15 protein-coding genes are annotated in these 18,216 nt (G+C 30.9%); 14 read left to right on the top strand and 1 reads right to left on the bottom strand.

The window, feature by feature from the left end; translation table 11 throughout:
• Positions 1-66: 66 nt before the first annotated feature.
• Both ACI48P_RS00725 and ACI48P_RS00720 read left to right on the top strand, forming a co-directional pair.
• Positions 67-429 (top strand): HIT family protein, encoded by a 363-nt coding sequence (locus ACI48P_RS00725; RefSeq protein ID WP_475212474.1) that lies wholly within the window; start codon positions 67-69, stop codon positions 427-429.
• A 220-nt stretch (positions 430-649) separates the two neighbouring features.
• Positions 650-2,029 (top strand): sigma-54 interaction domain-containing protein, encoded by a 1,380-nt coding sequence (locus tag ACI48P_RS00720; RefSeq protein ID WP_475212472.1) that lies wholly within the window; start codon positions 650-652, stop codon positions 2,027-2,029.
• A gap of 139 nt (positions 2,030-2,168) precedes the next feature.
• On the opposite strand, the gene ACI48P_RS00715 is transcribed toward ACI48P_RS00720, so the two are convergent.
• The gene (locus ACI48P_RS00715) at positions 2,169-2,480 is read right to left on the bottom strand and encodes a hypothetical protein (protein WP_475212470.1); all 312 of its coding nucleotides are present in this window, start codon (positions 2,478-2,480) and stop codon (positions 2,169-2,171) included.
• Between the two features lie 405 nt (positions 2,481-2,885).
• On the opposite strand from ACI48P_RS00715, the gene ACI48P_RS00710 reads away from it, so the two are divergent.
• From ACI48P_RS00710 to ACI48P_RS00655, 12 genes are all read left to right on the top strand, one after another.
• Positions 2,886-3,623, top strand: a complete 738-nt coding sequence (locus tag ACI48P_RS00710) for an isochorismatase family protein (protein WP_475212469.1) — start codon at positions 2,886-2,888, stop codon at positions 3,621-3,623.
• A 167-nt stretch (positions 3,624-3,790) separates the two neighbouring features.
• A complete protein-coding gene (gene hydA, locus ACI48P_RS00705; protein ID WP_475212467.1) occupies positions 3,791-5,200 on the top strand; it encodes a dihydropyrimidinase in 1,410 nt (469 codons plus the stop codon).
• Between the two features lie 40 nt (positions 5,201-5,240).
• Entirely contained in the window at positions 5,241-6,527 is a 1,287-nt protein-coding gene (grdG, locus tag ACI48P_RS00700; protein ID WP_475212465.1) for a sarcosine reductase complex component B subunit alpha, read from the top strand.
• Between the two features lie 24 nt (positions 6,528-6,551).
• A complete protein-coding gene (gene grdF / locus ACI48P_RS00695; RefSeq protein ID WP_475212464.1) occupies positions 6,552-7,865 on the top strand; it encodes a sarcosine reductase complex component B subunit beta in 1,314 nt (437 codons plus the stop codon).
• A gap of 169 nt (positions 7,866-8,034) precedes the next feature.
• Positions 8,035-8,643: a transcriptional repressor LexA gene (gene lexA / locus ACI48P_RS00690; protein ID WP_475212462.1), complete on the top strand. Its 609-nt coding sequence runs from the start codon at positions 8,035-8,037 to the stop codon at positions 8,641-8,643.
• A 113-nt stretch (positions 8,644-8,756) separates the two neighbouring features.
• On the top strand, positions 8,757-9,692 hold the full coding sequence (locus ACI48P_RS00685; protein ID WP_475212460.1) for a zinc ribbon domain-containing protein: 936 nt from the start codon (positions 8,757-8,759) through the stop codon (positions 9,690-9,692).
• A 270-nt stretch (positions 9,693-9,962) separates the two neighbouring features.
• Positions 9,963-10,979 (top strand): LacI family DNA-binding transcriptional regulator, encoded by a 1,017-nt coding sequence (locus ACI48P_RS00680; RefSeq protein ID WP_475212458.1) that lies wholly within the window; start codon positions 9,963-9,965, stop codon positions 10,977-10,979.
• Positions 10,980-11,256: 277 nt separating this feature from the next.
• Positions 11,257-12,561, top strand: a complete 1,305-nt coding sequence (locus ACI48P_RS00675; RefSeq protein ID WP_475212456.1) for an MFS transporter — start codon at positions 11,257-11,259, stop codon at positions 12,559-12,561.
• Between the two features lie 148 nt (positions 12,562-12,709).
• Positions 12,710-14,308 carry a sodium:solute symporter family transporter gene (locus tag ACI48P_RS00670; protein WP_475212454.1) on the top strand — a complete coding sequence of 533 codons (1,599 nt, stop codon included), beginning with the start codon at positions 12,710-12,712 and terminating at the stop codon, positions 14,306-14,308.
• 137 nt (positions 14,309-14,445) lie between these two features.
• Positions 14,446-15,513, top strand: a complete 1,068-nt coding sequence (locus ACI48P_RS00665; protein ID WP_475212452.1) for an ester cyclase — start codon at positions 14,446-14,448, stop codon at positions 15,511-15,513.
• A 252-nt stretch (positions 15,514-15,765) separates the two neighbouring features.
• The gene (locus ACI48P_RS00660) at positions 15,766-16,992 is read left to right on the top strand and encodes an aminotransferase class I/II-fold pyridoxal phosphate-dependent enzyme (RefSeq protein ID WP_475212450.1); all 1,227 of its coding nucleotides are present in this window, start codon (positions 15,766-15,768) and stop codon (positions 16,990-16,992) included.
• A 21-nt stretch (positions 16,993-17,013) separates the two neighbouring features.
• Positions 17,014-18,207, top strand: a complete 1,194-nt coding sequence (locus ACI48P_RS00655) for a M24 family metallopeptidase (RefSeq protein WP_475212448.1) — start codon at positions 17,014-17,016, stop codon at positions 18,205-18,207.
• The last annotated feature ends 9 nt before the right edge of the window (positions 18,208-18,216 follow it).

Raw genomic sequence — 18,216 nt, 5'->3', positions numbered from 1 at the left:
ATTAATTATATAAAATTATACTAGAAAATATTTTTTAAGGAAAAAGACAGAAACAAGGAGGAAAAAATGAGCTGCATATTTTGTGATATAGAAGATTACATACTAGAAAATGAACTTGCATTTGCAATTTTTGATAAATTTCCAGTAAACAAAGGTCACATGCTTTTCATACCTAAAAGACATGTAAAAGACTTCTTTGACATAACAAAAGAAGAAAGAGATAAAATATTTGAACTAGTAGACGAAGGTAAAAAACTACTAGATGAAAAATACTCACCAGATGCCTACAATGTAGGAGTAAACTGTGGTGAAGACTCAGGACAAACAGTAATGCACGTACATGTCCATTTAATCCCAAGATACAAAGGTGATACCAATGCACCACAAGGTGGTGTAAGAGGAGTAATACCAGAGAAAATGAAATATTAAATTAAAATACCACTTCACTAGCAATCAGACGTACTAGTGATAGGAGATAAGTAAGCCCTGAGTCGTGATTTATGACTTAGGGCTTTTATATATAATATAAGAAAATAATCTTAATTTAGACAATACTTTCTATAACTAAAGGATATGACAATTATTAATAGAATAAATCATTAAAGTAGATAATTAATAATTAGTTGTCAGTAATAAAGGGGGAGTAATTTTGAATAGCAGCTTTTATAAGTATGCCATTGACTCATCTTATGATGGAATACTGATTACAGATGGAGAAGGAAATATAATATATGTAAATTCACAATATGAAGATATAACAGGCTTAAAAAGAGAAGATATAATAAACAAAAACCTAACAACTCTTTTAAGCAATAAAACTATAAACAGAGCAATATCTTTAGAAGTATTAAAAAATAAAAAATCTATTTCTACAAGACATAGATACATAACTGGCAAGTCAGCTATTAGCTCTGCAAAGCCTATATTTGATAATGATAAAAATATTATAGGTGTAGTAAACAATACTAGAGATATAGAAGATCTTATAAAATTAAAAGAAGTAATAAAAGGACATATTGCTAAAGAGGAAAAAGCAAATCAAGAGATTAGCCACTTGAAAAGTATAATAAACAAAAACAAAGACTATATCTTTGTAAGTAAAGCAATGAAAGATACTGAAAATCTTGCAGCAAAGGTAGCTATGTTTGACTCTACAGTTATGATATATGGGGAATCAGGAACTGGTAAAGAAGTATTAAGTAAATATATTCATAACCTAAGCTCAAGAAAAGATAATATATTTATAAAAGTAAACTGTGCAGCAATACCAAAAGAGCTATTTGAATCAGAGCTATTTGGATATGAAAAGGGGGCTTTTACGGGGGCTTCTTCTAATGGAAAAATAGGATTCTTTGAACTTGCAAATGAAGGTACTTTATTTCTTGATGAGATAGGAGAGTTAGAACTATCAGTACAATCAAAATTACTACGTGCTATTCAAGAAAAAGAGATTACAAGAGTAGGTGGAAAAAATCGTATCAAACTTGATATAAGGGTAATTGCAGCTACAAACAGAAACTTAGAACAAGAAGTAGAAAATAAAAAGTTTAGACAAGATCTTTTCTTTAGACTTAATGTTTTTCCAATTACAATACCTCCACTTAGAGAAAGACAAGAAGATGTAGAAGTATTTATAAATTACTTTATAAAAAAACTTAACAATAAGTACAAGACACATAAAGACATATCTAATGAAGCGAAGGACTATCTCCTAAGATACGATTATCCTGGGAATGTTAGAGAGCTTGAAAACTTAGTTGAATATCTATTTGTTTTAAGTGAAAAGACAATAGAAGTAGAAATGATACCAGGAAAAATCTTATCACAAATAATGATATCCGATTACAAAAGCGGAAGTAATTTAATTCAAAAAGAAAAATTAAACTATCTTATGAATTTATACGAAAAAACAATTATAGAAGATACAATAACAAAATACAATACCCTAGAAGAAGCTTCAAAGGTTTTGGGAATACACTATTCTACTTTGTCACGCAAAATGAACAAGTATAAATTAAAATTTAAATAGTAGGATACGTTAAACATTTTGGTTGTTAAAATGTGTACTTAAAAATGACTGGTTTTATACTGTATTCAATGTGTTATAAATTACCAGTCATTTTTATAGTTAATTTGAATTGTCTTAAGACTATTCATTTCTTTTAATATTATGTGATTTTTTTTATATACATCTTTCTTAAACCTATAGACTTACAAAACTCTATTGTTAATACAACCATTAGAGAGCATATAGCAGAGTATAAACCTAGGCTATCTATCTTGGGTGACAATAAAGTTATAATTGAGATTATCATAAATAGTATAACGTCACTGATAAAAACAATCTTATAATATTTATCATCTAAAACCTCAAACCTTTTAGACTCATAAGATGACAATTTTTTTCTATTTATGTTTAATAAACTCTCAAATAATCTAATAAATGCTATGAATATGAATAGTTTTGCATATAATTTCACTTAGTTTCCCCCTTTTTATTGGAATGTTAAGTATATATTATACTTATATTATAGCCTATTTTAAGGAATAAATAGTTAACAACAATTTTGTTTAACATAGCAAAATAAAATAAAAAATATTAAAGAAAATCTATTATATAAAGAAATTTAGGATAATTTTGCACACTCTTTGCAATAATGCAAAAAACTATTTCTCTTTGCAGAAATGATAAAACCACTATTTAAACGAATTGGAGATATTAGGATAAATTAAATTTGCAAAATTGCAAAGACTAAATTATCTTATAGTATAAAAATAGCTATATAACTTGATTTCACCTATATTTATTTTTGGCACGGACCTTGCTATATATTAAGGCAAAGGAAAAAATCCTTAAATAAAATACATAGGGGGAAGATTATATTATGAAGAATAAAGATTTTAAATTTGTTGATAACTATCTATTTGATGAGGAACTATTAAAAAAAGCTTTTGACGAAGCTAGAGAAGTATATAAAGAAAGAGGATTCATGAGAAAGATGGGATATGGTAAAGCACCAGCTATAACAACTGTAGATATGGCTAAAGCTTGGATGAGCGAAGGACACCCATTCACTTGTGATAAAGCTGAAGAAGTTTGTGCAGAATCACTAAAAGTATTAGAAGCAGGAAGAAAAGCTGGAGTACCAATATTCCACACTACTACTGGATACGTAGGAGATGCACAATGGGATTTACCAAGATGGGATGAAAAAATACCTATGAGTGCTCTTGATATAAACTCTGAGTGGATGGATATAGATCCTAAATTAAACCCACAACCAGAAGAGCCAGTTATACATAAAAAATATGCATCTAACTTCTTTGGAACTCATTTAGCTCAAACACTTAACTACCTAGGAGTAGATACACTTATAGTAATGGGAGCTACTTCTTGTGCATGTGTTAGACATACAGTAATGGACTCTACAGGATATGGATTCAAAACAATAGTACCAAGAGGAACAGTAGGAGATAGAGTTCCTGGTGTTGTTGAGTGGAACTTATTTGATATGGAAGCTAAATTCTGTGATGTAGTTTCAGTTGAAGAAGTTGTTGAGTACTTAGAGGGAATAGACTCAAGTGTATACACAAAACCATCTAGAAAAATGGATAACAAATAATCTACTTAATGTAAATAACATATAATTTACCAACTTAGGAGGCACAAAATAAAAGTGCCTCCTTATTTTGAACGAAGTGAATAAAGTGAAATTTGAGCAACGGGATGTGAGCCTGCCGAACAGACGTTGGCGACATGAACGAAGTGAATTTTGTAGGAGGTATGTTAATGGGGATAATTATAAAAAATGGTACGATTATATCTGCTAATGACGAATATGTTTCAGACATACTTATAGAAGGAGAAAAAATAAAAAAAATTGGTCCTAACTTATGTGAGGATGGCCATGAGGTAATAGATGCCTCTAATAAATATGTAATGCCAGGTGGAGTAGACGAACACGTTCATATGGGTTCTTTTAATACACTTTCTTTTGAAACATCTCATGCTGCACTTGTTGGAGGAACAACAACTATAGTTGACTTTGCTCCTCAAATAAAAGGAAAAGGGATAATCGAATCTATAGAGATACAAGACAAAGAATTTGCAAAGGATAAATCATCATCAGATTATTCATTCCATGGAATGGTTATGGATACAAGTGATAGTTTACTAGACGAGATTCCTAAAATGGTAGATGCAGGTGTTACTACACTAAAGTTTTTTATGGCGTATAAGTACACTCCATTTATGGTACCAGATGATTTGATATTTAGGGGAATGCAAATAGCTAAAGATTACGGGATAACTATTATGGTCCATGCTGAAAATGGAGATATGGTTTATACTCTTCAAAATCAGCTATTAGCACAAGGGAAGACAGAACCAGTTTATCATGCATATTCAAGACCTCCTATCGTTGAAGATGAAGCTACACGAAGAGCTATTTATCTTTCAGAACTTGCAGAATGTCCTTTATTTGTAGTTCATGTTTCATCAAAAGGTGCAATGGAACATATTAAGAATGCTAATGAAAAAGGATTACCGGTATACGGTGAAACATGTACTCATTATCTTACTCTAAATCAATCTTTCTTAGAAAAGCCTAAATTTGAAGGTGCTAAATATGTTTGCTCGCCAGCTCTTAGAACAGATGAACATCTTGATGCTATGTGGGATGCAATAAAAAATAATTATCTTCTTGCTGTAGGTTCAGATCATGCAGCTGTAGCAGGTGGATTTGAAAAGAAAAAAGATGGACTTAATAATTTTGCAAAAATTCCTAATGGTTGCCCTAGTGTTCAAGATAGAATGGTTATGCTTTGGACTCAAGGTGTTGAAAAAGGTAAAATATCTAGACAAAGATTTGTAGAAATATTCTCAACTACACCTGCAAAAGTAGTGGGATTATATCCTCAAAAAGGAGCTATACTTCCAGGTTCGGATGCAGATATTGTAATATATGATCCTAATTATAGAGGTGTTATTACACATAAAGATAGCTATGAAGGAACAGACTATGCGGCATTTGAAGGATTTGAAAGATGTGGTATAGCTGATAAGGTATTTTTACGTGGTAGCCTTGTAGCTAATAGAGGAAAATTTGTAGGGGAATTAGGTAAGGGAAAATACATTAAACCAAAGCCATATGCACTATGCTATGACGGATTTAGAGAAGAATCATTAATACCTAATTAGTAGGATTAAAGACACTTTATAAATAAAAGGGGGTATTTTAATGAAGTTAGAATTAGGTAAAATATTTATAAAGGATGTACAATTTGGAGAAGAAACTAAGGTAGTAAAATCAACACTTTACGTAAATAAAGAGGATATAGAAAAAATAGTATTAGAAGATGAAAGATTAAAAGGAGTTAAAGTTGAGCTAGCTAGACCGGGAGAATCAATAAGAATTGCTCCAGTAAAAGATTGTATAGAGCCTAGAGTTAAAGTAGATTCGGAAAGTGGAATATTCCCAGGGGTTATAAGTAAGGTAAAAACAGTAGGAGAAGGAAGAACTCATGCATTAGTAGGAGCTTGTGTAGTTACTTGTGGTAGTATAGTAGGCTTCCAAGAAGGTGTAATAGACATGAGTGGACCTACTGCAAAGTATACACCATTTTCTCAAACAAACAATGTTTGTGTAGTAGTAGAACCTAAGGAAAACTTAGAAACTCACAGCTATGAAGCAGCTGCAAGAATGGCAGGCCTTAAGGTAGCTACATATATAGGTCAGGCAGGTAAAGAATTAGAGCCAGATGAAATAGTAACTTACGAAACAAAGCCATTATTAAAACAAGTAAAAGAATACGAAAATCTTCCAACAGTAGCTTATGTTCATATGTTACAATCTCAAGGTTTACTTCATGATACATACTATTATGGAGTAGATGCAAAAGAGATGGTTCCTACATTTATGTATCCTACAGAAATAATGGATGGAGCTATAATATCAGGAAACTGTGTTGCACCATGTGATAAGGTAACTACCTTCCATCATTTAAACAATCCTGTAATAGAAGACTTATATAAAAGACATGGAAAAGATTTAAACTTTGTGGGAGTAATATTAACTAATGAAAATGTGTTCTTAATGGATAAAGAAAGAAGTTCTGACATGGTTGCAAAGTTAACTGAATTCTTAGGTGTAGATGGAATTATCATAACAGAAGAAGGCTATGGTAACCCAGATACAGACTTAATGATGAACTGCAAAAAGTGTACTGATGTAGGGGCAGATGTTGTATTAATAACAGATGAGTTTCCTGGAAAAGATGGTAAGAGTCAATCAGTAGCTGATGCAACTAAAGAAGCTGATGCATTGGTATCTTGTGGCCAAGGTAACTTAGTGGTACATTTCCCAGCTATGGATAAAGTAATAGGGACTCTAGAGTATGTAGAGATGATGATAGGTGGATATAAAGGTTGTATAGAAGAAGATGGAAGTATGTATGCAGAGCTACAAATAATAATAGCTTCTACAATAGCAAATGGATACAACCACCTAACAGCTAGATACTATTAATATTAAAAATAGGGGGAAATTTTTATGAGTAAAATAAGGGTAGTTCATTATATAAACAATTTCTTTGCAGGAATTGGAGGAGAAGAAAAAGCAGATATAAAACCTGAAAAAAGAGCAGGAATAGTAGGTCCGGGATTAGCTCTTCAAAAGTGCTTAGGTGATGAAGCTGAAATAGTATCAACAGTAATCTGTGGAGATTCATATTTTGGGGAAAATATAGATAAAGCTTGTGAAGTATTATTAGAAATGATAAAAGAAGAAAAACCAGACCTATTTATAGCAGGGCCAGCTTTTAATGCAGGAAGATATGGAGTTGCTTGTGGTACTATTTGTAAAAAAGTTGAAGAAGAATTAAATATACCAGTAGTCACAGGAATGTATATTGAAAATCCAGGTGCTGATATGTTTAAGCTAGATTTATATATAGTATCAACTGGAAACTCAGCAGCAGATTTAAGAAAATCAGTTCCTAAGATGGCAAACATAGGTCTAAAACTAGCAAAAGGCGAAGAAGTAGGACCACCGGAAGTTGAAGGATATATGCAAAGAGGAATAAGAATTAACTACTTCCATGAGCTAAGAGGATCTGAAAGAGCAGTAGAAATGCTAGTTAAGAAAATGAATAAAGAAAAATATACAACTGAGTATCCAATGCCAGTGTTTGATAGAGTGGAGCCTGCTAAAGCAATAGCTGATATATCAAAAGTAAAGGTTGCATTAGTTACATCAGGAGGTATAGTACCAACAGATAACCCAGATAGAATAGAATCTTCAAGTGCTACAAAGTATGGTATATATGATTTAACAGGAATGGACTCTATGTCAAAAGATGATTTTACAACAATACATGGAGGATATGACAGAGCTTATGTACTAGAAAATCCTAACTTAGTAGTTCCACTAGATGTTTTAAGAGATTTAGAAAAAGAAAATGTAATAGGAGAGTTAGCTAATTATTTTGTAACTACAACAGGTACTGGAACAAGTGTTGGTAATGCTAAAGGATTTGGTGAAGATTTTGCTAAGAAGTTAGTAGCAGATGGTGTTGAGGCTGTTATACTTACTTCTACGTGAGGTACTTGTACACGTTGCGGTGCAACGATGGTAAAAGAAATAGAAAGAGCAGGGATTGCAGTTGTTCATATATGCACGGTGGTTCCGATATCTTTAACAATAGGCGCAAATAGAATAGTACCAGCAGTAGGTATACCATATCCTTTAGGTGATCCAAACTTAAGTGATGTTGATAGTAAGAAGATAAGAAGAAGCTTGGTATTAAGAGGATTAAAAGCACTTCAAACAGAGATAGATAGTCAGACTGTATTTGAATCTAATTAAGAAAAGTAATATAAAGCCCTATGTCGTATAAGATGACATAGGGCTTTAGTTTATTAAACTAAAGAATAATGTTATAATATATAATAAATTTATAAATATAAAAGTAAAAATAAACTAGCAAGTTTTTCAGTATATATTAATCATTAGCTAAAGAAAAGGGTGAATATACATGAAGAAGAAAATCAAAAGCAAAAATACAGATAAAGCTAATCAAGAGCAACTATCTTTTGGCTTGACTTATGACAAAGAAGAAGACAATAAACAATCATATAACATATATGACTGTATAGAAAAATATAAATATGTAGGGCTAGATAATAGAAGGGAATACTTATTTGAAAAAGACTCATCTATAAATCACTGCGTAATATCATCTTCATCAGGAGAAGAAGTAGAAGGATTAAGACTACCATTACTAAGTGAAATCTCAGCAGGATCACCAATATACATGTATGAAGACTACGAAGAATACTTCTACATCCCAAGAGATGCTATAAGATGGACCAAGGATTTATTCATGCTGAAAATAAGGGGAGACAGTATGATTGATGCAGGTATAGATGATGGAGATTATGTTGTAATAAAGAAAGAGACTCAAGTAAGCAAAAAAAGTATAGTAGCTGTTGAAGTTGATGGACATGCCACACTTAAAAGATTTGAAGTGAAAGGTAACAAGTTAATACTTATACCTGAAAATGTTAACTATGAACCTATAATAGTAAATGTTGAAGATGCGAGAATTATAGGGAGTGCAGTAGGGGTTATAAAGCCTAATTAATCTTAAAAATTAAGATAAAGAACTTAAAATGAATTTATGGGGTAAGATTAATAATTTATTGTTTAATAATCTATTAAAAGAATAACTATGGTAGACTTAAAGTGGAGGGGATTATGATGTTAGAACAAATAAATATAAAAATAAACAAAGTAAAAGATGAACTGGCAAAAAAATATGTATTAGAAAATAAGCTAGATGAGCTTAAAAAAGAATTATTTAAAGGTGAAGAGGAGCTAAGCATTTTAGAAGATAGCCTAAGTAAAGAGAAGAAAGATGTTGATAATTTAAAAAAGCTATCTTTATCAAACTTTTTATCTACTGTAAAAGGTAACAAAGAAGAGAAACTGCAAAAAGAAGAACAAGAATACATAATGGCAAAAATCAAATACGATAGCTGTAAGTCTAGAGTGAATCTAATAAAAGCGGACATTAGAGAAGTAAATGAAAGGTTAAATGATATAACAAACTATAAAAGTGATTATGATAATTTACTAAAGCAAAAGATAGAGTTAATAAATGTATACGGCGATGAAAATACTAAAAATAAAATTATAGATATGGAAGAAAAAATAGATGCATATCTAAAAGAAATTAAAGAAATTAATGAATCAATTTATGTTGGAGACAGCTTAATGAGTGAAATATCACAAGCTAAAAAACTATTAAACTCTGCAAAAAACTGGAGTACTTTAGATTTGTTTGGTGGTGACTTCTTAACTTCAATGGCTAAGCACAGTAAAATTGATGATGCTCAAAGTCATTTTGCTAGGATTTCTAGTTTAACAAAATCTTTTAATAAAGAGTTAAAAGATGTAAACATTGAGGGTGTAGGTTTTTCAAGTACTACTAAGACTTTTGATATTTTCTTTGATAATATATTTAGTGATCTTTCAGTAGATAGTCATATAAGAGATTCTTATGAAAATGTATGTAACTTAGAAAGAAGTGTTGCAAGTATATTAAGTAATTTAAAAAGTAATAAAGCTAAGGTAGATAGTAATTTAGCTTCTAAAAGAAATGAATATGATGAGTTTGTAAAAAGTATATAAATCATATATCTTAAAGTTTAATAATTTATAGAATCAAACTTATAACTTAAAAAATAATCTTATCTAGACAATGAACTGCTTCCTGTATAATTGACAGGGAGCAGTTCAAATTACTTATATAAAGTAAAATGAATAAGAAGAAATAAAAACAATAAATAATACATTGAGAAGATAAAAAGATTGAAATCATAAAAAAAATATTTACATCATAAAATGATTGTGATACTATAAAAAAGTAAATGGAATACGTAGTCCTTAAAGGAGTAAAGCATGGATAAAATCAAAGGAGCAACGTCAAAAGATGTAGCCTTACTTGCTGGAGTGTCTCAGTCTACGGTATCTAGGGTATTTAATCCCAAAACGGATAGAAATGTAAAAGATGAGATAAGAATAAAAGTGTTAGAAGCAGCTAAGCAATTAGACTATAAACCAAATATAATAGCAAGAAGCCTAGTAAGCAAAAAAACTAACATGATAGGTGTAGTAGTTGGAAATCCAATAGGTCCCTTTTACTCTAAAATAATAACAAGATTGACATCAAAGATACAAGAAAATGGATGTCAACCACTAATTTTTACATTAGATACAAAACTAGATATACAAGACATAGTAGATAAAGTACTTCAGTATCAGGTAGATGGGGTAATAATAACATCATCAGCACTTTCTGAAGAAATTGCTAACGAATGTGTATTAAACGAGCTTCCAGTAGTATTATTTAACATACATAAACCAAATAGCAATGTAAGTTGTGTATATAGTGATAATATAGAAGCTGGTGAGCTAGCAGCAAAGCTATTTTTAAATACGGACCATAAAAATATAGTTTATGTTGGATATGAAAATCTAGCATCTACAGTTAGTGATAGAAAAGAAGGATTTTTTAATACTTTAAACAGTAATGGTATAACAAATATAGAAGAAAAATACTGTGACTATGAATATGAAGATGGTTATAAAGTAGGACTAAATATACTGAGAGAAGAAAATATACCAGATGCAATATTTTGTGTAAGTGACCTTATTGCAATGGGTATAATGGATGCAATAAAGTATGAATCCAATTTGAATGTACCTAAAGATATATCAATAATTGGGTTTGATGATATACCACAAGCATCTTATAAATCTTATGAATTAACTACTATCCATCAGCCGATAGAAAGATTAATTAGTAGAACTTTGAGTATACTATTTGAATTAATAAATAAATCAAATGACTCTATAATAATAGAAAAAGTTAGTCCAAACTTAGTCATAAGAAAATCCACAAAGCCGATAGAGTAATATAAATACTAAGAATTATAATTCTTAGTATTTATATAAATCTAACTACTATATAGAAAGGAGATATGTGAGGACTTTTTATTTTGGTATTTTGGAATACGTATGCCGAAATGATGAATTATTAAGCAGTGGATTATTTTATACTAAATAAAAAAAAGTAAAACAAATCAAAGACTTGTTTTACTTATATAAAATAAAAACATAAAAAATAAACTCAAATGTAATTATAAAATATAATAGAAAAAATTACAAGGTTTAACTAAACATGGAGGTCAAAATGAGTAATTTAAATCAAAAAAGCAGTATCAGTAAGATACATATGAGCAATATACCGATGTCAAAGAGAATGATAGCTTATATAACTATATTAGTAGGATATTTCTTCTATTGTTATAATTTCTCTGTAATAGATTATGTTAGACCGTTTTTAGTGGAAAACTATGGAATGACAATGCAACAAACTGCAATGTTCTATACAGCACAGTCTCTAGGAGCATTAATAGGAGCTTTTGCCTGTGCATGGTTTGCTGAAAATATAGGTAGAAAGAAAACGTTAATTGCAATAACTTTGGTTAATGGTATATGTACAATAATTAATATGACATTTACTGGATTTGAAATATGGATGGCTATGAGATTTATAATAGGTATATCTTTAGGTGGATACTACACAGTGGCAGTTTCTACAATGGTAGGATTATTCCAACCGAAAGTTAGAGGTAAGGTAGTGGCTACAGCTTCTATATTATTCCCAATAGCTACAATAGTAATGGCTAACCTTGGTGGTATAGTTGGTACTGAAGGATGGGAAACATTAATGTGGATAGGTGGAGTTCCTCCAATAATAGCTGCATTTGTTATGGTATTCTTTGTTGCTGATGATAAAAAAGTAATACCTTATGGTTCAAGTAATGAAGTAAAAGAAACTAAAGAAGTTAAAGAGGTTAGAAAAGGAACATGGGGAGAAATGTTTAGCAAGAAATATGCTAAGTTCACTATATTCTGTATATTACTATCAGGACTTAACTTCATGGGGTTCCAGTTCTTTAACGGATTCGTTACAGTTTACTTAAAAGATGTTAGAATGTTCGATTTAGCTACAATGGGTATACTAATATCAGCTTCATCTTCTGGGCAGTTAATAGGCGGATTCTTATGGGGTATGATGGCAGATAAGTTTGGTAGAAAGATAAATGCGCTAGGATTCTTCTTATCATCAGCGATGTTATGTATATACTTCGTAGCACCATCAAACGTAATGATATTAAGTATAATAGGATTCTTATATGGAGTAGGTCTAAACTCAGCATCTATATGGGGTGGATACTTCACAGAGATATTCCCAGAGCATTTAAGAAGTATGGGTGCATCTTTATTCCATGGAGGAAGAATAATATCATTATTCGCTCCATCAATAGTAGTATTCGTTGGAGAAATAGCAAGCTTACAAGTTGCAATGTGGGGAGCGCCAATAATATTTGCAATAGCAGCTATAATATGGCTTAACCTTCCTGAAACATTAAAAGCAGGAAAGTTATACAAAGGTTATGATCCAAATGCAAGTGAGCTTGATGCAGCATAGTAATTAATTTGTGAGTCAGTACTAGTTAAATATAAAAAATTGATAGTGGGGTAAATATGGTTGATTTAATAGTATATTAACCATATTTACTCAAAATTTATCTAAAAAACAAATACAGTTAGACATCTAAGAGAGGAGGTTTGTATAGTTGATACTATCTAATATAGACATCATAATAATTGTAGCTTATATGGCACTTATGCTATTAATGGGGTACTTTATAGGAAAAGATAATGAAAATCAAGAAGACTACTTTTTAGCAGGAAGGTCAATGTCTTGGTTTCCAGTAGGACTATCTATTGCAGCTACTATGATTAGTTGTAACTCATTTATAGGTGGACCTGGATGGGGATATAAAAATGGACTCCTTCCATTTATGCAAAATATAGCAGTTCCGTTTAGTTTATTTTTAAGTGTAACAATATTCACACCAGTATTATACAACCTAAAGCTAACTTCAGTATATGAGTATATTGAGCTTAGATTAGGTAAGAGAACAAGATTAGTAACAGTAATAGCATTTTTAATAAACTCATTAATTCAAGTGAGCTCGATGGTATTCATACCAGCCTTAGTATTACAAAGATTTACTGGAATGAATATGAATATAATAATACCAATAATTGTATTGACAGCAATTATATACACTCTATTAGGAGGTATGAAGGCTGTTATATGGACAGATGCCATACAGATGATAGTTATATGGGGTGGTGTATTAGGAGGTATTATATATACTTTCTCAAATAGTGGAATAGGATTTTTTGAAACCTTAGAAATGGCACAACAAGCTGGGAAGCTAAATGCTATAGATTTTTCTATACAAACATCACTTATTAATGAAAATGGAGCATTAGTTGCTTTAATAGGTGGTAGTGTAATGTGGCTTAGATACTTTGCATTTGATCAATCTCAAGTACAAAGAATGAATACTTCAAGGTCTATAAAAGATTTAAAAAGATCTTTTGTTATAAGTGGAATACTTATGAACACATTATTCTTTATATTCATATTACTTGGAAGTTTATTATTTGTACAATACGGTGGAAGAGCATTTGATAACACTAATGATATTATGATTTCATTTATAAGAGATTTGCCAGTGGGTTTAATAGGCCTATTATTAGCAGGACTATTTGCAGCAGCAATGTCTAGTGTTGATTCCATACTAAACTCTATGTCAACAGTATTTATAAAAGACATATATGAACCATATATAAGTAAAGGCAAAGAAGCTAGCTTAAAAATATCTATGTTTATATCTCTTATATGGGGAATATTAATTGTATTTGTAACTATAATAGCCTTTTCAGGAACTACTAAATCAATACTTGAAGTTATAGGAAGTTATATATCATATATAAGTGGTCCAGCTTGTGGAGTATTTATCCTTGCAATGTTAACAAACAAATCAAATGATAAAGGTGTAAGTATTGGTACGATAACTGCTTTCATAATAATGATAGTATTTGGGAAAAACACAGGTTTAACTTGGATGTGGAACTCTGCAATAGGCATGGTATTAACTTTAGTTATAGGATATGTGGCTAGTATATTATTTAAGGATGAGAGTAATAAAGAATCGCTAAAATATACAGTTTTCGGATATAGAAAAGAATTAATAAAGTCTACTAACATATATGAAGATGGAGTGAGTTTACTTCCATTTAAGCTAGACAGATATAGTTATATATTATTAGGATTTTTTATATTACAATTTGTAGTTTTAATGATAATAGCTAAATAAATTAATTGAATATGCTGTTATGCTAATTAAAGGTAATTACAAATTAAGAGTTGGTTTTGATTAGCATAATAGTATGCTAAATATATATAAATAAAAAACATAAAATAAAAACATAAGATAAACTCAGGGAGGAAATTATGAGTAAGTACCAAGAAAGTAAAAGAGTAGTAAGAAATTATTTCGACGCTTTAGAAGCTGCTGTTAAATGTGAAAATGCAACTGTAGAGTCTATTACAGACGTATTAAAAGAGCATACAAGTGAAGATTATTTATGGAGAGGGGTATATCCTTTCAGAGAACAAGAAGGAGCGAAGAATGTTGTTGAAGTATTCTGGGCACCATTATCTAAGTCTTTAAAGCGTATGCAAAGAAGACAAGATATATTCATAGCTGGAACAAATGATGTTAAAGTAGATCCAACAACTGGAAAAGACTCAAGCAAAGAACAATGGGTAATGAGTATGGGTCACTTTATGGGATTATTCGATAAAGATTTCTTAGGAATAAGAGCAACAGGAAAAATGGTAAGTTTAAGATATGCAGAATTCAGTTGTGTTGAAAATGGAAAAATAACTAAGACAGGTTTATTTGTAGACTTATTAGGAATGATGGTACAAGCTGGATGTTACCCATTACCACCATCAACAGGACAATACTTCGTATATCCAGGTCCAAGAAACCATGATGGATTATTATTTGAAGATGCTCCAGAAGAAGAAGGAGTAAAAACTGTAAACTTAGTAAACAAAATGGTTGAAGATTTAGATGTATTAAATAGAAGTGGAGCTATGGGATGCCCACCTGAAGTATTAGAATTATCTTGGTCTAAAGACATGATATGGTACGGACCAGCAGGAATAGGAGCAACATACACTATACCTAGATACCAAATGCAACATCAATTACCATTTAGAAATAACTTAACGGACAAGAAGTTTAATGGACACGTATGTAGATTTGCAGAAGGAAACTTCTCTTGCTTCTTCGGATGGCCAAACTTATCTAACAGATCAATCGGTGGATTCTTAGGAATGCCAGCTGGTGGAACTAGTGCAGATATGCAAGTTGTAGACGTATACTACAGAGAAGGTGACAAGCTTTGTGAAAACTGGGTATTAATAGATTTACCATTCTGGTTAAAGCAACAAGGACTTGATATATTCGAAAGAACTCAAAAGATATTAAATCCAGAGTTTATAGGTTAATATAAACTTACAAAACAGATAAGATTGAAATATATATAAATAGATTAGCCCTAGGTAATAATTATAGACCTAGGGCTATTATAATTTGTTTCATATTATGGATATGACAAGAATTATTAGTTTTTATTTTATATAAAATATTAAAATTTTAACAAAAAGCTATTGCGAATCTATGAAAACGTTACTACAATTATATTAACAATAAAAGTTGGTCGACAATAGACAAACGACTAACGCGAAGGGGGATAAATAATGTTTAAAAATTTAGAAGATATAAATGCTAAGCTAAATGAACATTTAGCTTATAGAAATAATTGTTTAAATTTAATTGCGTCTGAAAATTGTGCAAGTGATACTGTAAGAAGTTATTTAAGTTGTGATTTTAGTAATAGATATGGATGTTACACAACGTTAAAACCAGAGGATAGAGAATATACGGGGAATAAATATATAAATGAAGTTGAATTAGATACTCATCAATTAGTAATAGATGTATTTGGTGGTAAATATGTAGACTTAAGACCTATAAGTGGACATATGGCGGGTATGGCTGTAGTACTTGGAATTTTAGAACCAGGAGATACAGTAGTAGAAGTATCACTAAAAGATTGGGGACATGGGCTTGTAGGTCCAATGAGACAAATTAGTCAATTTGCTGAAACTATAAAAGTAGAGTATATGCCTTTTTCAAATGGAGAGGTAAATTTAGACGGTCTAATAGAGCTTTGTAAAAAATGTAATCCTAGGATGGTTATATTTGGAGGTTCTGGAACTATATTTGCAGAACCAGTAAAAGAATTTAGGAAATTTGTAGAGGATAAAAATATTATAGTAGCTTATGATGCATCTCATGTTACAGGACTTATAGCAGGAAAGGTAATGCAAAATCCGATAGAAAATGGTGCAGATATAATGTTTGGTAGCACACATAAGTCATTCCCTGGACCTCAAGGTGGATTTGTAGTTTCAAATGTTGAAGAATATATAGAAAAAATAGGTAATGCATTATCTCCATCATTAGTAACAAGCCATCATTTAAACAGATTACCAGCATTTGCGGCATCATTATTAGAGATGAAGGAGTATGGAGAAGAATACGCAAATCAAATTGTAAAAAACTCAAAGGCATTAGCAAAAGAGTTATATGATTTAGGATTTGACGTTATTGGAAATAAAGAAAAAGGGTTTACAGATACTCATTTAATGTTGGTAGATATAGATAAGTATCCTTTAGAGACAGCACCAGGAAAATTATTAGAATCAGCATCTATATTATGTTCAGATGATTTCTCAGGAGAGAGTGTTCAAATAAGAATAGGTACTCCAGAAATGACAAGAAGAGGGGCAAAGGAAGAAGATATGAAGCAAATAGCTAAATTATTCAAAGATATAATAATAGATAAAAAAGATGTAACAGAGGTATCAAAAGAAGTAAAAGAATTTGTTAAGAAATTTGATAAGCTACATTATTGCTTCTAATATATAAAGGGGGAGAATGAGATGGGTAATTTAGATGAAAGATGGTTAAATTTTAGTGTTGAAGAATACCATCAAAGATTAAAGAATGTTAAGGAAAGTATGCAACAAAAGGGGATCGAGGTTTTAGTAATTACAGATCCGGCGAATATGAATTATGTAACAGGATTTGATGGATGGTCATTTTATGTTCATCAATGTGTTGTAGTAGCAACACAATTAGAAGAACCACTTTGGATAGGAAGAGGTCAAGATTCAAATTCTGCAAGGCTTACAACTTGGTTAGATAATGAAAATATATTTAGCTACACTGATGACTATGTTCATTCTATGACAAAACATCCTATGGAATATGTCGCAGATATATTAATATCTAAGGGATTAGATAACAAAAATATTGCAACAGAAATGGATGCATATTATTATACAGCTAAGTGTCAAGAAAGATTAGAATCATCACTTCCAAATGCGAGATTCTTAGATGGAAATAACTTAGTAAACTGGGTAAAGATAGTTAAATCAGACAATGAAATTGAATTTATAAAAAGAGCAGCAAGAATTGTTGAAATAGGAATGAAAGTAGCTTATGACAGTGTAGATATAGGCGTTAGACAATGCGATGCAGCGGCGGAAGTTTATAAAGCGTTAATAAGTGGAACAAAAGAATATGGAGGAGATTATGCTTCTATAATACCACTGATGCCTGCTGGAAAAAGAACATCAACTCCACACTTAAGCTGGACTGATGAAGTGTATAAAGATGGGGATACTGTAATACTTGAGTTAGCAGGAAATTATAAAAGATATCATTGTCCATTAGCGAGAACTATGATATTAGGACAAAATGTACCTGAAAGAGTGAAGGATTTAGGAAAAGTAGTAGCCGAAGGGGTAAATGAAACATTGGCAACTATAAAGCCAGGTATGACTTGTGAAGAGGTTGAAAGAGTATGGGCAAAATCTATTGCTAAGAGCGGATTTATTAAAGATTCTAGAATAGGGTACTCAATGGGTCTTAACTTCCCACCAGATTGGGGTGAGCATACAGCTAGTTTAAGACCAGGGGATAAGACAGTATTAATAGAAAATATGACATTCCATATGATACCAGGTATATGGCTGGATGACTGTGGAGTTGAAATAAGTGAATCATTTAGAGTGACTAAAGATGGATGTGAAACATTTACAAACTATGAAAGAGCATTATTAACTAAGTAATCAAATCTT

This window comes from Romboutsia sp. LXY-2, from assembly GCF_056171995.1.
Note: the sequence above shows the minus strand (reverse complement) of the source record. Positions and strands in the feature narration are given on the sequence as shown.

Bases quoted from the DNA above. Each gene is read 5' to 3' on its own strand.
- ACI48P_RS00725 (WP_475212474.1), top strand. From the start codon at position 67: ATGAGCTGCATATTTTGTGATATAGAAGATTACATACTAGAAAATGAA.
- ACI48P_RS00685 (WP_475212460.1), top strand. From the start codon at position 8,757: ATGATGTTAGAACAAATAAATATAAAAATAAACAAAGTAAAAGATGAA.
- ACI48P_RS00665 (WP_475212452.1), top strand. From the start codon at position 14,446: ATGAGTAAGTACCAAGAAAGTAAAAGAGTAGTAAGAAATTATTTCGAC.
- lexA (WP_475212462.1), top strand. From the start codon at position 8,035: ATGAAGAAGAAAATCAAAAGCAAAAATACAGATAAAGCTAATCAAGAG.
- ACI48P_RS00680 (WP_475212458.1), top strand. From the start codon at position 9,963: ATGGATAAAATCAAAGGAGCAACGTCAAAAGATGTAGCCTTACTTGCT.
- ACI48P_RS00710 (WP_475212469.1), top strand. From the start codon at position 2,886: ATGAAGAATAAAGATTTTAAATTTGTTGATAACTATCTATTTGATGAG.
- ACI48P_RS00675 (WP_475212456.1), top strand. From the start codon at position 11,257: ATGAGTAATTTAAATCAAAAAAGCAGTATCAGTAAGATACATATGAGC.
- grdG (WP_475212465.1), top strand. From the start codon at position 5,241: ATGAAGTTAGAATTAGGTAAAATATTTATAAAGGATGTACAATTTGGA.
- ACI48P_RS00660 (WP_475212450.1), top strand. From the start codon at position 15,766: ATGTTTAAAAATTTAGAAGATATAAATGCTAAGCTAAATGAACATTTA.
- ACI48P_RS00655 (WP_475212448.1), top strand. From the start codon at position 17,014: ATGGGTAATTTAGATGAAAGATGGTTAAATTTTAGTGTTGAAGAATAC.
- hydA (WP_475212467.1), top strand. From the start codon at position 3,791: ATGGGGATAATTATAAAAAATGGTACGATTATATCTGCTAATGACGAA.